Source organism: Marinococcus luteus (assembly GCF_034497705.1).
Taxonomy (GTDB): Bacteria; Bacillota; Bacilli; order Bacillales; family Marinococcaceae; genus Marinococcus; species Marinococcus luteus_A.
Genome location: NZ_JAXRUV010000007.1, coordinates 1 through 18,846, shown reverse-complemented (window position 1 = coordinate 18,846; position 18,846 = coordinate 1). Strand labels below are relative to the sequence as shown.

22 protein-coding genes and 1 tRNA gene are annotated in these 18,846 nt (G+C 45.5%); 8 read left to right on the top strand and 15 right to left on the bottom strand.

What is annotated here, in order from left to right; all coding sequences use genetic code 11:
• Positions 1 to 124 precede the first annotated feature (124 nt).
• Positions 125 to 1,357, bottom strand: a complete 1,233-nt coding sequence (locus Q9M42_RS11400) for an Nramp family divalent metal transporter (RefSeq protein ID WP_322526596.1) — start codon at positions 1,355 to 1,357, stop codon at positions 125 to 127.
• A 263-nt stretch (positions 1,358 to 1,620) separates the two neighbouring features.
• Between Q9M42_RS11400 and Q9M42_RS11395 the strand changes: the two genes are divergently transcribed.
• Entirely contained in the window at positions 1,621 to 2,511 is an 891-nt protein-coding gene (locus Q9M42_RS11395) for a C40 family peptidase (protein WP_322526595.1), read from the top strand.
• Positions 2,512 to 2,595: 84 nt separating this feature from the next.
• On the opposite strand, the gene Q9M42_RS11390 is transcribed toward Q9M42_RS11395, so the two are convergent.
• The 4 genes from Q9M42_RS11390 to Q9M42_RS11375 form a co-directional block, all read right to left on the bottom strand.
• Positions 2,596 to 2,985, bottom strand: a complete 390-nt coding sequence (locus tag Q9M42_RS11390) for a hypothetical protein (RefSeq protein ID WP_322526594.1) — start codon at positions 2,983 to 2,985, stop codon at positions 2,596 to 2,598.
• A 20-nt stretch (positions 2,986 to 3,005) separates the two neighbouring features.
• Positions 3,006 to 4,433: an SLC13 family permease gene (locus tag Q9M42_RS11385; protein ID WP_322526593.1), complete on the bottom strand. Its 1,428-nt coding sequence runs from the start codon at positions 4,431 to 4,433 to the stop codon at positions 3,006 to 3,008.
• 182 nt (positions 4,434 to 4,615) lie between these two features.
• Entirely contained in the window at positions 4,616 to 5,542 is a 927-nt protein-coding gene (locus Q9M42_RS11380) for a peptidoglycan recognition protein family protein (RefSeq protein ID WP_322526592.1), read from the bottom strand.
• 87 nt (positions 5,543 to 5,629) lie between these two features.
• Positions 5,630 to 5,956 (bottom strand): winged helix-turn-helix transcriptional regulator, encoded by a 327-nt coding sequence (locus Q9M42_RS11375; protein ID WP_322526591.1) that lies wholly within the window; start codon positions 5,954 to 5,956, stop codon positions 5,630 to 5,632.
• 146 nt (positions 5,957 to 6,102) lie between these two features.
• Here Q9M42_RS11375 and fdhA point away from each other — a divergent pair, with 146 nt between their 5' ends.
• Entirely contained in the window at positions 6,103 to 7,317 is a 1,215-nt protein-coding gene (gene fdhA / locus Q9M42_RS11370; RefSeq protein ID WP_322526590.1) for a formaldehyde dehydrogenase, glutathione-independent, read from the top strand.
• Positions 7,318 to 7,354: 37 nt separating this feature from the next.
• On the opposite strand, the gene Q9M42_RS11365 is transcribed toward fdhA, so the two are convergent.
• Both Q9M42_RS11365 and Q9M42_RS11360 read right to left on the bottom strand, forming a co-directional pair.
• Entirely contained in the window at positions 7,355 to 7,927 is a 573-nt protein-coding gene (locus Q9M42_RS11365; RefSeq protein WP_322526589.1) for a YdcF family protein, read from the bottom strand.
• Between the two features lie 195 nt (positions 7,928 to 8,122).
• Positions 8,123 to 8,377 (bottom strand): hypothetical protein, encoded by a 255-nt coding sequence (locus Q9M42_RS11360; RefSeq protein WP_022794243.1) that lies wholly within the window; start codon positions 8,375 to 8,377, stop codon positions 8,123 to 8,125.
• A gap of 302 nt (positions 8,378 to 8,679) precedes the next feature.
• On the opposite strand from Q9M42_RS11360, the gene Q9M42_RS11355 reads away from it, so the two are divergent.
• From Q9M42_RS11355 to Q9M42_RS11345, 3 genes are all read left to right on the top strand, one after another.
• Positions 8,680 to 9,561 carry a cation diffusion facilitator family transporter gene (locus tag Q9M42_RS11355; RefSeq protein WP_322526588.1) on the top strand — a complete coding sequence of 294 codons (882 nt, stop codon included), beginning with the start codon at positions 8,680 to 8,682 and terminating at the stop codon, positions 9,559 to 9,561.
• Positions 9,562 to 9,762: 201 nt separating this feature from the next.
• Positions 9,763 to 10,173 carry an Rrf2 family transcriptional regulator gene (locus Q9M42_RS11350; protein ID WP_322526587.1) on the top strand — a complete coding sequence of 137 codons (411 nt, stop codon included), beginning with the start codon at positions 9,763 to 9,765 and terminating at the stop codon, positions 10,171 to 10,173.
• Positions 10,174 to 10,230: 57 nt separating this feature from the next.
• Complete coding sequence (locus Q9M42_RS11345) at positions 10,231 to 10,872, top strand: NAD(P)-dependent oxidoreductase (RefSeq protein WP_322526586.1); 642 nt, start codon at positions 10,231 to 10,233, stop codon at positions 10,870 to 10,872.
• A gap of 36 nt (positions 10,873 to 10,908) precedes the next feature.
• Here the strand turns inward: Q9M42_RS11345 and Q9M42_RS11340 are convergent, their stop codons facing one another.
• Together Q9M42_RS11340 and Q9M42_RS11335 are read right to left on the bottom strand one after the other, a co-directional pair.
• Positions 10,909 to 11,769 (bottom strand): DMT family transporter, encoded by an 861-nt coding sequence (locus tag Q9M42_RS11340; RefSeq protein ID WP_322526585.1) that lies wholly within the window; start codon positions 11,767 to 11,769, stop codon positions 10,909 to 10,911.
• Between the two features lie 55 nt (positions 11,770 to 11,824).
• Positions 11,825 to 12,058, bottom strand: coding sequence for a hypothetical protein (locus Q9M42_RS11335; RefSeq protein WP_322526584.1), 234 nt, complete (start codon positions 12,056 to 12,058; stop codon positions 11,825 to 11,827).
• A 144-nt stretch (positions 12,059 to 12,202) separates the two neighbouring features.
• Between Q9M42_RS11335 and Q9M42_RS11330 the strand changes: the two genes are divergently transcribed.
• The gene (locus Q9M42_RS11330; RefSeq protein ID WP_322526583.1) at positions 12,203 to 12,718 is read left to right on the top strand and encodes a GNAT family N-acetyltransferase; all 516 of its coding nucleotides are present in this window, start codon (positions 12,203 to 12,205) and stop codon (positions 12,716 to 12,718) included.
• A 51-nt stretch (positions 12,719 to 12,769) separates the two neighbouring features.
• Here Q9M42_RS11330 and Q9M42_RS11325 read toward each other — a convergent pair whose 3' ends face one another.
• Positions 12,770 to 13,663: a DMT family transporter gene (locus Q9M42_RS11325; protein WP_322526582.1), complete on the bottom strand. Its 894-nt coding sequence runs from the start codon at positions 13,661 to 13,663 to the stop codon at positions 12,770 to 12,772.
• A gap of 211 nt (positions 13,664 to 13,874) precedes the next feature.
• Here Q9M42_RS11325 and Q9M42_RS11320 point away from each other — a divergent pair, with 211 nt between their 5' ends.
• Positions 13,875 to 14,750 carry a SurA N-terminal domain-containing protein gene (locus tag Q9M42_RS11320; protein WP_322526581.1) on the top strand — a complete coding sequence of 292 codons (876 nt, stop codon included), beginning with the start codon at positions 13,875 to 13,877 and terminating at the stop codon, positions 14,748 to 14,750.
• Positions 14,751 to 14,844: 94 nt separating this feature from the next.
• Here Q9M42_RS11320 and Q9M42_RS11315 read toward each other — a convergent pair whose 3' ends face one another.
• From Q9M42_RS11315 to Q9M42_RS11305, 3 genes are all read right to left on the bottom strand, one after another.
• Positions 14,845 to 15,582 carry a peptidoglycan DD-metalloendopeptidase family protein gene (locus Q9M42_RS11315; RefSeq protein ID WP_322526580.1) on the bottom strand — a complete coding sequence of 246 codons (738 nt, stop codon included), beginning with the start codon at positions 15,580 to 15,582 and terminating at the stop codon, positions 14,845 to 14,847.
• Positions 15,583 to 15,938: 356 nt separating this feature from the next.
• Positions 15,939 to 16,592: a deoxynucleoside kinase gene (locus tag Q9M42_RS11310; protein ID WP_322526579.1), complete on the bottom strand. Its 654-nt coding sequence runs from the start codon at positions 16,590 to 16,592 to the stop codon at positions 15,939 to 15,941.
• Positions 16,593 to 16,672: 80 nt separating this feature from the next.
• On the bottom strand, positions 16,673 to 17,215 hold the full coding sequence (locus Q9M42_RS11305; RefSeq protein WP_322526578.1) for a GNAT family N-acetyltransferase: 543 nt from the start codon (positions 17,213 to 17,215) through the stop codon (positions 16,673 to 16,675).
• A 213-nt stretch (positions 17,216 to 17,428) separates the two neighbouring features.
• Between Q9M42_RS11305 and Q9M42_RS11300 the strand changes: the two genes are divergently transcribed.
• The gene (locus Q9M42_RS11300; protein WP_322526577.1) at positions 17,429 to 17,671 is read left to right on the top strand and encodes a hypothetical protein; all 243 of its coding nucleotides are present in this window, start codon (positions 17,429 to 17,431) and stop codon (positions 17,669 to 17,671) included.
• Positions 17,672 to 17,703: 32 nt separating this feature from the next.
• Here the strand turns inward: Q9M42_RS11300 and Q9M42_RS11295 are convergent, their stop codons facing one another.
• Positions 17,704 to 18,363, bottom strand: a complete 660-nt coding sequence (locus Q9M42_RS11295; RefSeq protein ID WP_322526576.1) for a poly-gamma-glutamate hydrolase family protein — start codon at positions 18,361 to 18,363, stop codon at positions 17,704 to 17,706.
• Between the two features lie 180 nt (positions 18,364 to 18,543).
• Positions 18,544 to 18,619, bottom strand: a tRNA-Thr gene (locus Q9M42_RS11290).
• Positions 18,620 to 18,846: the final 227 nt, after the last annotated feature.

Below are 18,846 nucleotides of genomic sequence, written 5' to 3'. Positions count from 1 at the left end.
TTCCGAATATATTTTCGACGCTTGCGTTCAGACGAGAGCTTCGTATCGATTAGTACTATCTATTCCCGTTCTCGTCACTTCTATGCTGTATTCTTTATATTTTCATGAGAGAAAAACAGGCGGTTTACGAGATGATGCTCACTATCGCATCTACAATACTGTAGACGCCGAGAAATATGCAGACTAAAACGATAACTCCACCTGCCAGATTCATCTTCCAATGATTCACGTAATGCCCAAGCCGGTTTTTGTTATTCATAATAACTAAAAGCATGATGGAAACAAAGGGCAGGATAAGGCCATTCAATGCCTGAGCAAAAAGTAAAACATCGAGCGGCTCGAATCCAAGTCCGGACGAAATAATTCCAATGGCCATCACGGACAAAAAGACCAGTTTGAAGCGGATGTTCTTCATCCCACGCTCCCACTTCAATACGCTGCTGACGGTAACTGCTGCCCCGAGCGGTGATGCAAGCGCGGAAGAAAAACCGGCGGCAAATAAGCCTATACTGATAAAAGCGGTAGCCCAGCTTCCAAGCAGCGGTTCAAGCTGTAAAGCAAGGTCTGCCACAGACTCCACTTCCAGTCCTCGGATCGTCGCCCCTGATGTGATTAAAATCGCGGCTGTAATCAAACCGCCTAAACCAATTGACAAAAACACGTCCAGACGCGCTTCCTTTAAATGTCGCGGTTCATTCCAGCGTTCTTTCACGTTCTCTGAATGAAGGAACAAATTATAAGGAACAACTGTGGTACCAACAATGGCAATCACTGTAATAATGGCTCCCGTTGGAATGGAAGGAACAAAGGCCCCCTGAAACAGCTCACCTGGATCAGGCTGGGCCGTGACCATTGTAGTCACAAACGTTACACTCATGACCGCAATTAATACTATCATGACCCGTTCAATCAACTTGTAGCTGCCACTCAGGCCGATCAACAAAATGACAATGCCTACAACAGGCCCGATCGTATTTTCAGAAACTCCTGTCAGTGTCGTTAGTCCTAACGAAGTGCCAAGTAAATCGCCCGCGATGTAGGCAGCACATCCGAATACAATGGCAATAATCATGAGCCACATGGATCCGTATTTCAGCAGCGGGTTGGTGAATTGGTCTCTTATTGCCGCTCCCAGCCCTTTCCCTGTAATGATCCCCAGCCGCGAGCACATTTCCTGAAGTATGATGGTGGTGACAATTGAAAAAATCACTGCCCAGAGCAGCGCAAAGCCAAAAGAAGCCCCGGCACCTGTAGCTGTCGTCACTGTTCCCGGGCCTATAAATGATGCTGCTACAATTACTCCCGGACCAAGTACCCTCACTCTTTCTCTCAACGGCCTCTTTTCTGCTTTCTCCATTGTTCGACCCCCTTTTTAAAATAATAGTCATATAAATAATCATAATATTTATTTTATTAAAAATATTACAGATGCTGAAAATGATTCTTTTCTTTCCTCCCGCCGTTCACGTCTACATTAACGAGGAAGTAATCATTAATTATGTCCTAATCGTAGAATTAACGTTATTAAAACGTAATCTGGCTGAAACCTCCCTTATTTTTCTGTTTGTTACACTTACTCGTGGTTCGATAAATTGATTTACACCACGAGGAGGAACCTGAATGTTTAAATCCAACAGACAAGCACCAAAATATATATTATCCTCTGCCGTCGTAACGGCTCTAGCGCTGACCCCGGCTTTAAGCGGAAATGCTGATGCCTTCGCTGATCCTGAGTCAGACGAAAGCAGCACTTCCAGCCAAAACGACTCTTCGGATACAGAAAACGAAACTGAATCTAATGAGGACACTCTGCTTTATCTTGACGATACCGGCAGCAGTGTAGAATCTCTTCAGTCGGCTTTAAGCGAGCTAGATTACTATACCTCCGAAGCTGATGGTACTTATGATGATGAAACTGTACAGGCTGTAGAAGCGTTTCAAACAGAAAATAACTTAAGCATAGATGGCATCGCAGGCCCTGAAACAATGGGAGCATTGGATGAAGCAGAAGACTCCTCCGGTGCCGGCAGTGAAACAGAAGAGAGCAGCAGCGAAAGCAGTGAAGATAATGAAGAAAGCGAAGAAGTTGCTTCTGCATCCTCTGAAGAATCTTCGGAGCCTTCCACTGAGAGCACATCAGCCAATACATCTGATTCCGGACTTGTCGATTCCGCGGAAAGCGTACTAGGCACTCCTTATGAATGGGGCGGAACTACCGCAAGCGGCCTGGACAGCAGCGGCTTTATCAACTACGTGTTTGAAGAAAACGGCACAGACGTTTCGCGAACCCATGAAGGCATCTGGCAGAACAACGGTGAATTCGTAGAAGAGCCAAACGTGGGCGACGTTGTCTTTTATGAAGGTACGTATGACACAGAAGGAGCTTCGCACAGCGGCATATACACTGGAGACGACCAAATGATCCATTCCGGCTCAGGCGGAGTGGAAACAGCCGATACCACCAGCGACTACTGGGAAGAGCATTACATCGGTGCAAAATCGATCGATTAATACCTTCATATTTTAAGTAACCGCCTCTCTGCCTGTTTGCAGAGGGCGGTTTTTTAATTGAACTGCATATTGGCCTTTTAGAAGTTAGTAAAGGAAAACAAGCGCCCGGGAAATCAGAGCTGCAGTAAATACTGCTCCCAAAAATGAATGCCAGTGGGCTTTCGATTCCGGTACATTTTCCCGCTGCTCCATCCCCTGAATTAGTTGCACTAAAGCTAAAGGCATCCCGAGAAAAAGCAAGTGCCATATTAGAAAATCTCCGGAGCTAATGGTAAAAAATAATACAAACGCCGTTCCTGTCCATTCCAGAAGCTTCTCTGCTATAAATACTGATTTACTTCTCCGGCGCTTTGGTTTGTTTATATAGGGCAATTTTGTTCTACGCCGCAGCACTCCATCAAGTATGAACCAAACAATCAATATAAGTGCAAACGGAAACAGCAATTCTATAGTACTCTTATCATAGATGTACATAAAATAACCTTCCCAGCCGATTAATAATTCAATACGACCGGCTGCCAGAAATAAACAAACGCTACGATGACGAAAATAGCTACAATGTTCATCCAAAACCCGGCCTTGACCATATCATCGATAGTTAAATAATCTGAGCTGAAAACCGCAGCGTTGGGCGGAGTCGATATGGGAAGCATGAAGGCACAGCTGGCAGTGAGAGCCACGATCCCCATGATCGCATAAGGATCCACCCCAATTCCCATCGCAAGACCGATGCTTATCGGCATCAGCATATTCGACACGGCCGTATTGGACATGATTTCTGTCATAAATAACACAATGGCAGCAAGTACTATTAAAATTAAGACAAAAGGAAGCACTTCAAGGCCCCCCAAAAGCTCCCCAAACCATCCTGTTAAATTCGAAGATTCAAATGCAGCTGCGAGGGACAAGCCTCCTCCGAAAAGCAGGAGCAGCCCCCAGGGGAGCTCTTTCATATCCTGCCATACCATGAGTCCGCCTTTCTCTTGTTTGGCTGGAAGCAAAAACATTGAAGTGGCTCCAATAATGGAGATTGAAGTGTCGGAAAGACGATAGGCTTCCGGAATAAATCCGCTTGTAATCCAAAGAAAACCGACAATTGTAAAGATTGTCAGAACGGATTTTTCCTCAAAGGACATCGGACCCAGCTCTTTCAACTGATTTCTTGCAAAATCAGATGAAATATCCTTTTGCGCTGTCACACGGAATTGTATTTTCGTTAAATAAAAGTAAAGGCCGGTCAGTAGAATAACCGTTAAAGGGAAACCAAATAAAAACCATTCTGCAAAAGTAACCGTACGATCCAGATTGGAAGAAGCTACAGCCGCAAAAGCAGCATTGGGCACTGACCCTATCAATGTCGCCAGCCCGCCGATAGAAGCCGCATAAGCCACTGAAAGCAGCAACCCCTTAGCAAAACGGTTCAAGGAGACTTCATCAAAGAAATCTTTATCCTTTACTTCTTTAATTAACGCTAGCGCAATCGGCAGCATCATCAATGCTGTCGCAGCATTTGAAATCCACATGGAAAGCAGGGCAGTCGCCATTATAACGCCCAGCACAATGCGCTGACTCCCAGTACCGACAAACGAAATAATTGTCATCGCAATCCGTTTATGTAAGTTCCATTTTTCAATCGCAAGGGCAATGGTGAAACCACCCATATACATGAAAACTATGGGATCGGCGTATGCCATGGTGGCCGTTTCTTCATCCGCCCCTCCTGTGATTGGCAGCAGAAATATAGGCAAAAGAGAAGTAGCCGGTATTGGCAGGGCTTCCGTAATCCACCAGGAAGCTACCCACACTGTCACGGCAAGTACGGCTCTCGGTTCGCTTTCAAGACCGGTAAGCGATGGGATGAAAAACAATAAAGCAAATAAAGCCGGTCCCAGAATCAGCCCGATTTTTTTCCTTCTTGGCATGGTGGCACTCCTTTCAACTAAAAATGCATGCGGTGTTAAAATTTGATCGGAATATTCTGTTTTTTTATCGCCGCATAATGCCCATTATATAGATAAAAGTTATTTGTTTGGATAAATATTATAAAAAATAAAAAAACAGGAAAAAAGATGGATGCTCTATGGCACCCACCTCCCAAACATTTTTACTTCACCTGTACATAGCCTGGATGAGCAGTAATATAAAGACCTGATTTCAGCTGAAACATTCCAGTACTGCTGCCGTCCACATTCACTTTTTCCATAATGGTGAATGCCTCTCCTTGACTGACCGTTCCCGCTAATGCGTCAGCATCAAAAGATGGGCGGGAGCGTACATTCAGCAATTCGGCAAGGACTACCGCAAGGTTTCCTTTAACAGCAGAGTTTTCGAGAGCCTCCCATGTATTCGGGCCAACGATGCCGTCCACTGTTAAGCGCTGCGACTCCTGGAAGGAACGGACCGCCTTTTCTGTTTCATCTCCAAAATCTCCGTCTGTGCCGTACAGCGGCAGTTTTTCTCCTGCATCAAGCAGCATCTGCTGCATCCGCGCCACTGCCGGACCGTTGTCCCCGGGACGAAGCGTCGGAGTTAAGTTTTCTCCTACCGGATGGCCCTCACGCACCGCTTCTCTCACACTATCCATATCAATGCCCGGGCACGTGTTTGAGGAGTGGCCGGGATATTCCCGGTGCCCTTTCACCCCACTAATGGAAACACCAACTCCTTCTGTCCCCCGAAGTGCTGCCTGAAGATCAAAAAACGAACGCTCCTGGGCCTCGGTAAACGAACCGCTTCCCACCAGGCAGACACCTATTAACGGCGTATTGTTGTTTCCCACATGATATGAAATCCGGTCGATTCCATTGGCCCATTGAATTGTCCCGTCTCTGGTAATGACAAAATGATAACCAACGCTTGGCCAGCCGAGAGAATCCACATGATAATTGGCGAAGGAAAAAGCATCGCCACTTGTGGTTGCTGAATGGTGTCTTGCAATTCCTGTAATCTGTGATAGCGACCGCTTCTGGTAAGAACCATTTCTTTTCACGCTTCTCCTGACGTCGACGAGCTGTGGCAGCTGCTGAAACATTACAACATCCCCTTTTTCATATAGTCAGCCGGTATATTGCGGCTTCTATATATAAAAGGGGATGCCAATCTGTATTTTACAACCGATTTACTGAAATTTTTTTGTATAGCTTTGAGCCCATCTCTCCATTGCTTCTAAAATCGGGAGAAGACCTGTTCCGGCTTCCGTAAGCTGATATTCCACTCGCACCGGCACCTCTGGATAAATGACACGGGTCAAAATGCCCGCATTTTCAAGCTCACGCAGCTGATTAGTCAATATTTTCGGAGTGACTTCAGGAAGATTTTTTTGAAAAAAACCGTATCTTCGGGGAGTACCATCGGATAGTATCTGAACAATGTCTGCTTTCCATTTGCCACTAATTACAGCCAGCGTCACTTCCATCTTGCAATGTGCCTGAAATGGATCCATCATATGAAAGCGCTCCCTTTTTTATACATACTATCATAGCGGAAAGCAACAAACAAGAAAGTGCGTTCTTCCTTACCGCTAGTTTATCAAATACACTGGGGGTAGGGCGTAAGCGCTCCTACTTCACTACTATGAGGAGGAATCAAAGGATGAGCAACAAAGCAGTGGTTTATCAAGGCGCTGGGCACGTTGAAATTCAAGACATTGGCTATCCTGATTTAGTACTTCACGAAGGCCCTGGGGTCCCGCCGTCCAACGCAGGACGGAAATGTGAACACGGTGTCATTCTTAAGATTGTGACGACAAATATTTGCGGAAGCGACCAGCACATGGTGCGCGGCCGTACAACGGCTCCTAAAGGACTGGCTCTTGGGCATGAAATTACAGGGGAAGTAGTGGAAGTGGGACGCGACGTAGAATTTATTAAAAAAGGTGATCTTGTCTCTGTACCATTTAACGTAGCGTGCGGCAGATGTAAATTATGTAAAGAACAGAAAACTCATATATGTTTGAACGTAAACCCTGAGCGGCCGGGCGGCGCTTATGGTTATGTAGACATGGGCGGCTGGGTAGGCGGTCAGTCTGAATACGTTATGGTCCCTTATGCAGACTTTCAGCTGCTTGCCTTCCCGGATAAAGAGCAGGCGATGGAAAAAATCATGGATCTGACCATGCTTTCAGATATTTTCCCAACCGGCTTCCACGGAGCTGCTTCTGCAGGTGTACGTCCCGGTTCGACTGTATATGTCGCCGGTGCAGGACCTGTAGGACTTGCAGCCGCGCACTCAGCACAGCTTCTCGGTGCCTCCGTTGTTATTGTCGGTGACCTTAATGAACAGCGCCTGAAGCAGGCAGAAAGCTTCGGCTGCGAAACTGTAAACTTAACAAAGCATGACAGTCTAGGTGAACAAATTGAGCAAATCCTCGGTATACCAGAAGTAGACTGCGCCGTTGACGCCGTCGGTTTTGAAGCATCCGGCCACGGACCCGACGCAAAAGAAGCTCCAGCCACCGTGCTGAATTCGATCATGACGGTTACAGAAGCCGGCGGACAGCTGGGTATTCCGGGGCTTTACGTGACCGAAGACCCTGGCGCTTCCGATGAAGACGCCAAGCAGGGCTCCCTGAAAATTCGTATCGGTTTAGGCTGGGCGAAAGCCCATACGTTCGTTACCGGACAGACACCGGTTATGAAATACCATCGCAATCTGCTAAAATTGATTCTAAGCGATAAAGCGCAGATTGCCAAAGCTGTAAACGCTACACTGATTTCATTGGACGACGCCCCTAAAGGCTACCAGGACTTTGACAAAGGGGCGGCGAAGAAATTCGTTATTGACCCTCACGGCTCTGTCCGATCTTAAGCAAATAAAAACGAGCAGATACTCTCTGCTCGTTTTTTTATGACATACGGTCCCACGATTCGATCCCTATAGTACCGGTCAGTTTATAAAATTCCTTCCAAAGCTGTAAGTGCTTGGGGCCCCAGGCTTCCTCCGCATGCACATGAGGCACGTAATCCAGAGTAATACCCGTATCCACCATTACATCATCAAATTGGATTTTGGTCCGTTTCATATGGTAGTCACTCGTTACTACCAGGGCAGAATCAAAATTCCGATCCTGCATAAGCTCTTTTGAATAAACAGCATTTTCATGAGTGCTGACTGCCTGATTTTCCATAATAATTGCTTCTTCAGGTATTCCTGCCCGCACAGCCAGGTTTTCATTAAAGCTGCCATCTTCTCCATTGGTTAAGATCACTTTATCCGCATAGTCTTCTTCTATTAGATCGGCCACCGTATTTAAACGTTCAAAATCGCCGCTGAGAGCAATGATAACGTCTGCGTTTTTCGGTTCATCCTGGTGTGTCAAAAGAGATGCTACGGTTTTTTGCGGAAGTGCAAAAAATGACGCGTTGATTAGTAAAGCTGCCCCTATAACAAAAAGCAGACTGTAAAAGATCGTTTTCATGCCTTGTTCCTCCGCCTCTAATGAAAGCTACGGGTATATTGTATCAGAAAGATCGCTCTTCTTAACAGCTATTTCTGAACGGCGAACCTATCAGTGCGAAGAATTATTTAAACCAAATCACTCTTTTTCCAGCTTCGCTGCACAAAAAACCTGCTGAGCCAGCAGGTTTTTTCGTCGTTGGTCTATTAGAGTTTTTTACGAAGAACGCAGGGCTTCAAAAGCATTAATACGCGATTCTACCGTCGCGTAAATGTTCCCAGCTTCTAAAGGAGAGACGTCGAATTTTTTACTGGCCAGAATTTCTACATGTTCGTCATTCTTAGCTTCGTCGAACCGCTCCCCCCGCTCTGCCAATGCTTCATACTCATCTCGCATGTAGCGGAATATCGAACTCTGCTGTTCCGGGAGCGAATTTAAAAATTCTTCCACATCTGCATTTCTTTCAACCATTCTATTGGCCTCCTTGATAGCTGATGCCACCCGTTACTGCTAATAGGTTCTTCACATAGTTCACCTAAGCATAACGAATGGTTCATTGTTATATAACTGGTTGATGGGTTTAGTATAACAAATATTACAGACTATTGGGAACAAAAAGCTTATACTTTATACATTATTACGTATTTTGCTATCAAGCAACTTTTTTTCCCTTTAGTCATTTTTATACCTTTGTAGAAAAACGTTGCTGTAGACTCAATGGCAGCTTTCCTGCTACTCTATAGATCGATCAATTGCGCAAGGAGACCGGCCATATGAATGATGAACGTATTCGCAACTTAAAACGAGGAGAGCGGGGAGCTATCATCAGCATCTTCGCTTATTTATTTTTATCTGCTTTAAAGCTCACAGTCGGCCAGCTGGCTAATTCTGCGGCTCTACGTGCCGACGGTTTAAATAATTTAACAGACACCATCGCTTCGATCGCTGTTTTGTTCGGCCTCCGCTATTCCCAGAAGCCGCCGGACGCCGACCATCCTTACGGCCACTGGAAGGCAGAAATGGTGGCTTCTTTGTTTACTTCTTTTATTATGCTTGCTGTCGGTCTTCAGGTATTTGTGAGCGCGGTGCAATCTATTCTGGCCGGACCGTCCGAACCTCCTGGCTTAATTTCTGCATTTGTCGGCGCTTTTGCCGCCGTCTGTATGTTCGGCGTATACACCTACAACAAAAATTTATCCAAGAAAATTAACAGTCCCTCTATTATGGCTGCAGCTAAGGATAATTGGAGCGATGCCATGGTGAGTATCGGCACAGTTATCGGTATTATTGGTGCTCAGTTTCAGCTGTATTGGCTCGATCCACTGACCGCTGCTCTTGTGGGCTTATTAATTATTAAAACAGGCTGGGATGTTTTCCGTGGCGCTGCCCTGCAGCTCACCGACGGGTTCGATGAAAATAAAATTGAAGATTACCGGGAAACAATTTCCAAACTGTACGACGTGCAGAAAGTCCGGAATATTAAAGCAAGAAATTACGGCAACAACACTGTGGTGGATATTACCATTCTTGTGGATCCTTCACTCGATATCCAGGAAGCACACAACACAGCTACAAAAGTCGAATACGCTCTAATCGAGCAGCACGGTGTACATGACGTCCACGTGCACGTAGAACCGGAAAACGCTGAGCACTGAACACTGCTCCTTTCAGGAGAACCGACCCATCTCAATTTCTGGTTCTATTATTGATGAAAATGGGTATAGTTAAAAGCACTTGGCTAACGTCGTTCAATTTCGAAGCCGAGGAGCCGAAATAAGAAATGGTACTGAACTTTTATAAGCGGATATTCTATGATCGTTTTGAAACCATTAAGTTACAGGTGGTGATCAACAACAATGATAAATACACGATTCTCTGTCGCTGTTCATATTCTTTCGCTGCTTGCAAGTGAGCCGGAGCGAAGACTCAGCTCCAGTTATATGGCAGCAAGTGTCAATACAAATCCTGTCGTTATCCGCAGGATTTCAAGTATGCTAAAGCAGGCAGGCCTGCTGCAGACGAAGGCCGGCATCTCCGGTGCTTTAATCACCAAGGCGCCGGAAGATATTACGCTCCTTGATATTTACCGGGCGGTTCAGCAGGACGACCTGCTGTTTTCCACCCACAGCAGTCCAAACCCTGACTGTCCTGTCGGACGAAATATTCAAAGCACTCTCGACGAATCCTTTAAGCGTGCACAGAATGCTATGGAAGCCGAGCTGGAGAAGCAGAGCCTGGCGGACGTAACGTCTCATCTCTTTGTATAAAGATTTTCTACTCATTTATGCATCTGTATAAACTATAAACAAAGGTGTGATTAAGGTATGAAAGCAGGCATTATCGGAGCTTCCGGAAAAGCGGGCAGACGTATTTTAAAAGAAGCAGAAGCCCGGGGCATAGAGGCGACAGCGATCGTCCGGGACGCTTCGAAGCTTTCTGACAGCAGCGCTGATATAAAAGAAAAAGACCTTTTTTCTTTAACTGCTTCAGACGTATCGGACTTTGACGTGGTGGTGAATGCGTTTGGGGCCGGGCTGGGCGAAGAAGAAGCACATGTAGAAGCCGGACGGCACCTCATTTCTATTATTCAGGAAGCTGCAGTCCCCCGCCTCATCGTTGTAGGCGGCGCCGGCAGCCTGTTTACCGATAACGGAAAAACCACCCGAGTCGTGGAAATGCCGGAATTCCCCGAGGCGGTAAAGCCCACCGCTAACGGGCAGAGCCGGAATTTACAGGACCTTCAGCAGACAAACGGCATACGGTGGACATTTATCAGTCCGGCTGTAAATTTTGACGCAGAGGGCAAGCGCACAGGATCTTATTCCACCTCCCAGGACGTACTGCCGCTTAACAGCGACGAAGAAAGCTATATCAGCTATGCGGACTACGCGGTGGCAGTTGTCGATGAAATGGAAACAGCGGCTCATGACAACCAGCGCTTTGCTGTCGTTGGTGAACGCGCATAAACCCCAAAGTCCGCCTTTTTTTGGCGGATTCTTATATCACAGTCGCAGAAAAACAATCCCTATAAGAACCACTGCAAGAATTATCGCCTGATACCTGGTAATACGCTCCTGCAGATAAAGCATGGAAAGCACCGCTACCAAAAGCGAGTGGGCGGCAAACAGAGGAGAAACAATACTCGCCGGTCCTTCCCGAAGAGCGGCAGCGTACAGCTGCATCCCTCCAAATGAAAAAATCCCCGTAACCAGTCCCCACCTAAAGCCCTTTTTCGTATGTATATGAGCGGCGGCACGAACTTTTTGCTTCTTTTCCCGGCGCCATCCGTATAACGAATAAAGCATGCCAAACAGATAGCCTGTAAACAATACCGGCGTATTCTCAAGTCCGGCTTCTTCTGTTATTTTCAGCCCTCCATTCCGGAAAAACATAAATAATGTGGCTGTTAAAATAAAGCCATACCATATGCCGCTTTTTATCGAGAAGTCCTCCTTCGGATCCAACGGCAGTACGGCAATAGCTGCCATAATTAAACCAATGCCCGCGTACTGCACTGCTCCAATCTGCTCCCCGTATACAAACAAGCCCAAGAGAACAATCAGCAGGATGTTTGTATTTACCAGCGGAGAGGAAAGACTCGCTGGCCCAACGTTTAAAGCTTTCATGTATAGAAGGTTTCCGAAAGTGGACCCCGCTCCTACCATTACCCCGCCAAAAAGCACTGCGAGGTTCAAATGCAAGGAGCCCTCCATAAAAGCATATCCCAGAAAACCGAAGCTCCCGCTGGCATAGAGCCCCGTCAAAAACGGCGTTAACGGCAGCTGCCAAAAAGAATTAACCTTCATGAAAAAAGAAGAAAACCCAAATACCAAGGCGCTTAACAGCGCTAAAATAAACCACATGGCCCGCACTCCCACTTGTTCTTATGTACTAAGAAGCCGCACAGGCAGCTTCTTTTTATAACAGATAAAACACATGACCGTACTTATCCACTCTGGAATTCGTACCATCAAAATAGACAGTCCCCTCCTCCGGTTCAAAAGGGTCCTTCGTCTCAAAATTCACTTTAAAATAAGGGGATCCGTCTATTGGTTCATAATGCTCACAAGTATACGTCAGCGTAATTTCATCATTCACCTGAATACGGTCACTGCCAGCGATCCCGGAATCAAAAACTACTTTTAGTGTCATATCTTGCTCTCCCTCCTATTTAGCCTCTTCGGCTATTTTCTTTATGGTCCTTAAAATATATTCCCTGCTCTTCCTTTCTTTATACATAATGATTGCGAAAAGAAGAGAATTGTATTATTTTTAAGCGGAGAAAGGGGAATCACTATGAGCATCCGCCAGGCTGAAGAAGCCGATATCCACGCGATTACCGAGATATATAATGACGCAATCATAAACACGACCGCTGTCTACGATTACCATCCCTATTCGGTAGAAAACCGACTGGAATGGCTACGCACAAAAAAGCAAAACGGCCTTCCTGTTTTTGTTTATGAGCAGAATGGAAAGGTCCAGGGATACGCTGCTTACGGGCCGTTCCGCCCCTGGGCAGCTTTCAAATACTCCATTGAACATTCAGTATATGTTCACCCCGGTGCCCGTGGTGCCGGGATCGGCCGTGAGCTGCTCCGTGCCTTAATCGACCACGCTGAACGGGAAGGCTTCGCCACTATGATTGCCGGCATAGACTCTTCCAACCCGGGAAGCATCTATCTGCACGAAACGGAGGATTTTGAATACGTGGGTACGGTGAAAAAAGCCGGGTACAAGTTTGAACGCTGGCTTGATCTTGTTTTTTACCAACGCGCCCTCTCCGGTCCCGAGACGCCCGCAGAACACTAAAAGCTGCCTCTCCCTATCTGGGAGAAGCAGCTTTTTACGACCTTTTTTCGTTTATGCTGCAGGAAATCGTTTTGGTTTTCCCTGTGTGGTAAGCAGCACACCGGCTATCACAATCAGCGCCCCGATCACCTTGGCCGGTGTTAATGTTTCTCCAAGCCAGAGCACCGCCCCCGCCATCGTAACTACGGGAAGAAAATTCAGGAAAACCGAAGCTTTTGAGGCTCCAAGCTGGTCTACTGCCCGGTTATAAAACAATAGAGCAATGAACCCTGGAAAAATCCCCAGATAAGCAAGGCTCGGCAGCTGCCCGCTTAAGGTGAAGGAAGGCACGCCTAGAAAGAGCCACTCTGCCGTAATAAAAGGAAGTAAAATTATAATGGAAGCTCCTGTCATTACGAGCAGTACACCGTAGGGGGGAAACAGATGCATATAACGTTTAACAGCGATGGAATAAATGGACCAGCAGGCTACTGCCCCTATCATAATACCGTCGCCGGCATTCCAGTTCATTTCTGCAACGGCAAACAGTCTCCCATTCATTACTACCCACAGCGCCCCTACAATGGATAGTACGACACCGATCCATTGAATATAGCGCAGCCTCTCTTTTAAAATATATGTACTTAATAAAACGGTTACTGCCGGAATTACTGTTTCCAGTACAGAAACATTAGTGGATGAAGTAAATTGGAGTGCTCCATAAATAAATGTATTAAAAAACGTGACTCCTGTAGCTGTTAAAACAATAAGCGGCAGCCTATGCTTCCAAAATAAGTTCCTCGCCTTCCAGGCGCTTTTCCACCCCAGGGGTATGATGCACAAAAAAGCAATAATCAGCCTGAAAAAAGCTATAGTAAAAGGAGGGAGGTCATTGATAGCCTTTCCTACTAAAATATTTCCAGAATAAAAGAAAACTACCATAATAAGCATAATATACGCAGCCATACTGACCGTCCACCTTTTCTCCCTGTAATATCACGGTCATTTTCCGGGGAATTTTGAGATTTCCCTGCAATCTCCCGCAACTTCCAATACTTTTTTCTTTTTTTACAAGTTTTCATAATAATTATACATTTTTATAGACTATTAAAGCATACAGGAGTAACGACGTGTGTTACAATGCCCGAAGAACATACAATGGAGAGGAGAAATCAGAGTGAGCAAAAAATGGATTCTGAGTACAGGCCTCGCCCTGTCGGTAGCAATCGTTGGTGCCTGCAGCAATGGCGATGGCGGAGAGAATTCCTCTGAGGGCAATAATGGAAACGAAGAACAACAGTCAGAGGAAAACTCCAATAACAGCAATGATAACAATCAACAAGAAGAATCAGATGAAGGATCCTCTGATGAACAGTCTGATGAACAGGCATCTGGCGAAGAACAGGCTGAAGACTTACCTGAACCAGACTTAAGCGATGTTCCTGACACCGTCGCCACCGTAAATGGAGAAGAAATCACCAAAGAGGAATTTGAACCAATCTTTACTTCTAACTATGAGCAGTATGCTCCTCAAGCTGCCTCTTCCGGTGACCAAAGTAATGAAGAAGTCCAATCGACCCTAAAAGAACAAACGGCTGACTCCCTTATTGACCAGGAGCTTTTAGCACAGGAAGCTGAAGCAGGGGATTACGAGGTCGATGAAGAAGAGGTAGATGAGCAGGTAAGCTCTCTAAGAGAACAGTTTGAATCTGATGAAGAATACCAGCAGGCTCTTGAAGAACAGGGCTACACAGAAGAAGAACTGCGCGAGGAAGCACAAACTTCCCTGCAGATACAGGCTCTCCTGGATGAAGAGCTTGAAGATGTAGAAGTCTCCGACGAAGAAGTCGAAGAATTATACGATCAAGTTTCTCAAGGCCAGGGAGAAGAAGCAGGCTCTCTTGATGAACTGCGTCCTCAGCTTGAACAACAGCTTGAATCGCAGAAACAGCAGGAACAACAGCAGGAATACACCGAAGAATTGCGTGAAGACGCAAACATTGAAAATAATTTAGCTTCTGAATCGGAAGAAGACAGCGAGTCCGAAGAATAACTGATTTAAAGTCCCGGCCTGCTAAGCCGGGGCTTTTTATATAAACAAAACAGCGCAGCTTCTTAGACAGAGGCTGCGCTGTTTTTTAAGTTAATTAAAATGAAACGTAGGAACGCGGGTTAACGGCGTTTGATTTTGCCCCGTTCCAGGCACCTTCATGTACTTCGAAATGCAGGTGTGTGCCCGTGCTCCGTCCAGTGTTACCCATCACGCCAATGCTTTCTCCCTGGGAGACAGATTCCCCATTCGATACATTAATGGAATTTAAATGAGCATATAGAGTGTTGTACGTCTGTCCATCAATATTATGCTCTAAAATAATGGTATTGCCATAGCCGCTCATCGTACCGGCATATGTTACTGTTCCGGAAGCAGAAGCAGAAATACTTGAGCTGCCGCCGTGTCCAATATCTATACCATTATGGGAGCCGCTTCCCCGCTGGCCATATTCAGACGTTACAGGACCCGAAGCCGGAAGCGCAAACCCGGAACTGTTATATGTAGACTCCCCAGCTACTGTCGATTCCTCTGACGATTCAGAGCTGCTTTCTGAAGTGTCCGAATCACCTAAGTTCATCTCCCCAAACGTTTCCGGGCCAGCGACCCCATCTACGGAAATGCTTTGCGCTGCCTGGAAGGATTCAACACCCTGCTTCGTTTGAGGTCCGAAAACTCCATCTACAGGACCTGCCTCATATCCTTTATCATTCAGCCATTGTTGCAATTCTGAAACGTCTGAATCATTCATTCCTGATTTAAGGTTTTGATCCCCAATGGAAGCATCCGCTACTGAGGGAGCGAATAAAATTGCTGCTGCTACTGCCGAACTCATTACAAATTTTTTCATAAATAGTGCACGCTATGTTTATTAACAGTGTTGCCTTTGGGGCACGTTTTTGTTTCCTATATGTATAAACTCTGCCTGTTAATAAATTAACGCTGTCACCTCCTGATTTTTTATTTGATATGTTTGCTTACGGCTTAGTATACGTAGCGACTCTCAGCACTACAAGGTCTCACACATTGTTGTTAGAAGACTGTAAACTGTTACAATTTTTTGAAATATTCCTGCAATGATTGTCATGCAATAATATTCAATATTATCCTTTTCCATACTTTTCCTTCATATTTTTCTAATTATATAAGAAATAGCTCCCGGAGACTTTATTCCCGGGAGCTTTATTCTGCCTATATCTTATTATTCGCATGCAGGAGATCTTTCACTTGTTCCACCAGGTCTTCAGCATCCTGCGGGTTGTGAACGACATCCGTCTTATCCATATCTACAATTAGTGTATCACTTGCGCTATAGTAATTTTCCAGCCAGTCGTCGTAGCCTTCCCAGAGCTTCCGGTAGTATTCAACCAGCTCCTCGTCCTGTTCGAAATCCCGCCCGCGTTCGAAGATCCGGTCCATTACTGTTTCGAAGGAGCCACGCAGATAAACGTTTAGGTCCGGTGCCTTTTTGTAAGGAAGCCCTTCAATTTCTTTCATCATTTCTTCAAGCAGACCTTCGTAAATGGAAAACTCCATATCGTTAATATTTCCGAGATCACGATTAATTTTCGTGAAATACCAGTCTTCATAAATGCTCCGATCTAAAATAGCATCGTCATCCTTGTAAGCCTGTTTGATCGATTGGAACCTCGTCCGGAGAAAATAGAGCTGAAGCAAAAATGGATACCTTTTTTCATTAATTTCTTTTTGATCTGCCTGATAAAACAAAGGAAGAATCGGGTTTTCTGATACATGCTCATAGTACACTTTCGAGTCCAGGCCTTCCCCAAGTATTTGCGCGACGCTCGTTTTGCCAATACCAATCATTCCACTTACTACAATCACCAAAAATAACCCCTCAATCTAATTATGAATTTGCACACATTGCATTATTATAATATATTTCGCTGCGCAGTTGCGACCAGTTAAATTTTCCATTCTTCATTCAGCAGACTGTAAACTACAATATCCACGTATTGGTCATGCAGCCAGTGTTCCTGCCGCAGTATCCCTTCCTGCTTAAACCCCAGCCTCTCTGGCACCGCCTTGCTTTTTTCGTTAGCCGTGGCAACTTTAATAACGATTTTATTTAAGCCAAGCTGTTCAAAGCCATAAGAAATAAACGCTTTTGCAGCGTCAGTCATAATGCCTTTTCCCTGATAATCCTCTCCAAGCCAGTAGCCAATTTCTCCAAGGTTGTTTTGATGATCCAGACGGTTGAAGCCGGCTACGCCAGCAATGCTTCCCTGAAAAACGATACCAGCAGAAAAAAGTTTTTGATCCGCCCACCCCTGGCGTACACTATGGATGAACGCTTTTGTGTCCTTTTCTTCATTTGTATGATCGACCCACGGGAGCCACTGTCTTAAATGAGTCCGTGAATTGTCTGTCAGCGCAAAGACGGCCTGTGCATCTGATGGCTCCAGCAGCTTTAAATAGAGATCTTCACGAATACGGTGCGTAAACATAAAAAGCCCCTCTCTTTTCCCAATATTATTATTACGGATCATTCCCATGCGTTATACTTACAGAGGAGGGCGGGAGAGAGCCGGCAGCAATCTCGAAGTCAGGGCCCGGCCCTGGTTCATTTTCAAGCATACTTAAATACATATAATTGATAAATAATGGAGGTGCTCCAACTGTCTATTCTGCGACGCACTGGCGTCATTTTCTTTACAGTTATGCTTATATTCGGAATGGGAATGATCTATCAGGCACTAACATGGGAGCTGGGTGACAGAGCCCATGAAGTAGTCCGACTCGGATTTTATCTTTCAGCGCTCATTACTTTAACCCTGGCCGCAGCTCTTACTATCCGCGACCCACGGATACGGGTTAATACCGTATCTTTACTTGGAGGATTTCTTATCGGTCTTCTTTTTGCTGTAAACGCAGGTATCGCCTTTTACCAGCTTTTTATGTAATACTCAGGCTTTTAAAACAGCCTGGTCATTGTTTATTCAGACATCTGCATTTCTTTCACGCGAGCGGTGGTTTCCGCCCGTATCAAAGCTCTCCCAATCGCTCCGGCATACTCATAAAAAGAAGAAAGACGGTTGCCTCTATTCGCACTGCGCAAGTCTTCATTAGCAAAAAAAGCACGGCGCTGGGCTGAACTGATCTCAAGCTGTACACCCTGCATTCTTGCATTTTTGTTACATATATTTCCTTCATACTTTCCTTCTATAGCAGATGGAGGTTCAAAATCCACATTAAAACCGGCAGCAGCCAGCTCTGTACCTATAAGATTTGCTGTGAACGTATCCAGTCCTCCTATATAGGTTTTTTTCTCCTCACCCCTGTATCCATGAAGAGTAACTGTAAATAAAGCTTCAGCAGCTAATAAGAGGGCTCTTGGTTCATCAAAACGTGTGGATCTGATATGCAGACTCCTGTTACCAGTACGCTTTTTGGCACGAAAATCATAAGCGGAAAAGTGACAGCTGTGGTGAAGTTCTTCGACCAGTTCACTTGTTCCTGCTTCAATAGCTCCCCCGTGCGGGGCCAGAGCTGCCAGGGCTTTACGGTCGCCCTGAAGTACACGTATCTCATAATCACGGCCTTCTAATTCCAAAGCGTTTAATTCAGCATAATCAGCGTACTTCTTTTTCCTCACTTAAACCTCACCACCGCTTCTTTAACAGTAACTGTTCTTTTATCGGAACGAGTATAGTTTACCCTATTCCGGCAATTTTTAAAATACAGAGTATCTTTATCCAGTACCTCTTTTGTTAAAAGCCGCCTGAATAAAAAAAGCCAGTCCGGCATTTCGGACTGGCGTTGTCATTTAATTAAATGGAGCTTCCTACCGGATTCGAACCGGTGACCTCATCCTTACCATGGATGCGCTCTACCTGCTGAGCTAAGGAAGCAGATAAAATAAAACGTTTCAGCTATGTAAGCTTACGTATGCCCTGTTCAGACACAAATACTATTGTAAAGGGCTTTGAAGACATAGTCAACCTCAATTATTAAATCATTTCATATAATAAAAGCCTTCCTCTCAAGTAAGAGAAAAAGGCTTTAGTGCCCGGCAGCGATCTACTTTCACGGGGGGAGAACCCCCGGCTATCATCAACGCTGAAGAGCTTAACTTCCG

Bases quoted from the DNA above. Each gene is read 5' to 3' on its own strand.
- Q9M42_RS11400 (WP_322526596.1), bottom strand. From the start codon at position 1,357: ATGGAGAAAGCAGAAAAGAGGCCGTTGAGAGAAAGAGTGAGGGTACTT.
- Q9M42_RS11395 (WP_322526595.1), top strand. From the start codon at position 1,621: ATGTTTAAATCCAACAGACAAGCACCAAAATATATATTATCCTCTGCC.
- Q9M42_RS11390 (WP_322526594.1), bottom strand. From the start codon at position 2,985: ATGTACATCTATGATAAGAGTACTATAGAATTGCTGTTTCCGTTTGCA.
- Q9M42_RS11385 (WP_322526593.1), bottom strand. From the start codon at position 4,433: ATGCCAAGAAGGAAAAAAATCGGGCTGATTCTGGGACCGGCTTTATTT.
- Q9M42_RS11380 (WP_322526592.1), bottom strand. From the start codon at position 5,542: ATGTTTCAGCAGCTGCCACAGCTCGTCGACGTCAGGAGAAGCGTGAAA.
- Q9M42_RS11375 (WP_322526591.1), bottom strand. From the start codon at position 5,956: ATGATGGATCCATTTCAGGCACATTGCAAGATGGAAGTGACGCTGGCT.
- fdhA (WP_322526590.1), top strand. From the start codon at position 6,103: ATGAGCAACAAAGCAGTGGTTTATCAAGGCGCTGGGCACGTTGAAATT.
- Q9M42_RS11365 (WP_322526589.1), bottom strand. From the start codon at position 7,927: ATGAAAACGATCTTTTACAGTCTGCTTTTTGTTATAGGGGCAGCTTTA.
- Q9M42_RS11360 (WP_022794243.1), bottom strand. From the start codon at position 8,377: ATGGTTGAAAGAAATGCAGATGTGGAAGAATTTTTAAATTCGCTCCCG.
- Q9M42_RS11355 (WP_322526588.1), top strand. From the start codon at position 8,680: ATGAATGATGAACGTATTCGCAACTTAAAACGAGGAGAGCGGGGAGCT.
- Q9M42_RS11350 (WP_322526587.1), top strand. From the start codon at position 9,763: ATGATAAATACACGATTCTCTGTCGCTGTTCATATTCTTTCGCTGCTT.
- Q9M42_RS11345 (WP_322526586.1), top strand. From the start codon at position 10,231: ATGAAAGCAGGCATTATCGGAGCTTCCGGAAAAGCGGGCAGACGTATT.
- Q9M42_RS11340 (WP_322526585.1), bottom strand. From the start codon at position 11,769: ATGTGGTTTATTTTAGCGCTGTTAAGCGCCTTGGTATTTGGGTTTTCT.
- Q9M42_RS11335 (WP_322526584.1), bottom strand. From the start codon at position 12,058: ATGACACTAAAAGTAGTTTTTGATTCCGGGATCGCTGGCAGTGACCGT.
- Q9M42_RS11330 (WP_322526583.1), top strand. From the start codon at position 12,203: ATGAGCATCCGCCAGGCTGAAGAAGCCGATATCCACGCGATTACCGAG.
- Q9M42_RS11325 (WP_322526582.1), bottom strand. From the start codon at position 13,663: ATGGCTGCGTATATTATGCTTATTATGGTAGTTTTCTTTTATTCTGGA.
- Q9M42_RS11315 (WP_322526580.1), bottom strand. From the start codon at position 15,582: ATGAGTTCGGCAGTAGCAGCAGCAATTTTATTCGCTCCCTCAGTAGCG.
- Q9M42_RS11305 (WP_322526578.1), bottom strand. From the start codon at position 17,215: ATGTTTACGCACCGTATTCGTGAAGATCTCTATTTAAAGCTGCTGGAG.
- Q9M42_RS11300 (WP_322526577.1), top strand. From the start codon at position 17,429: ATGCTTATATTCGGAATGGGAATGATCTATCAGGCACTAACATGGGAG.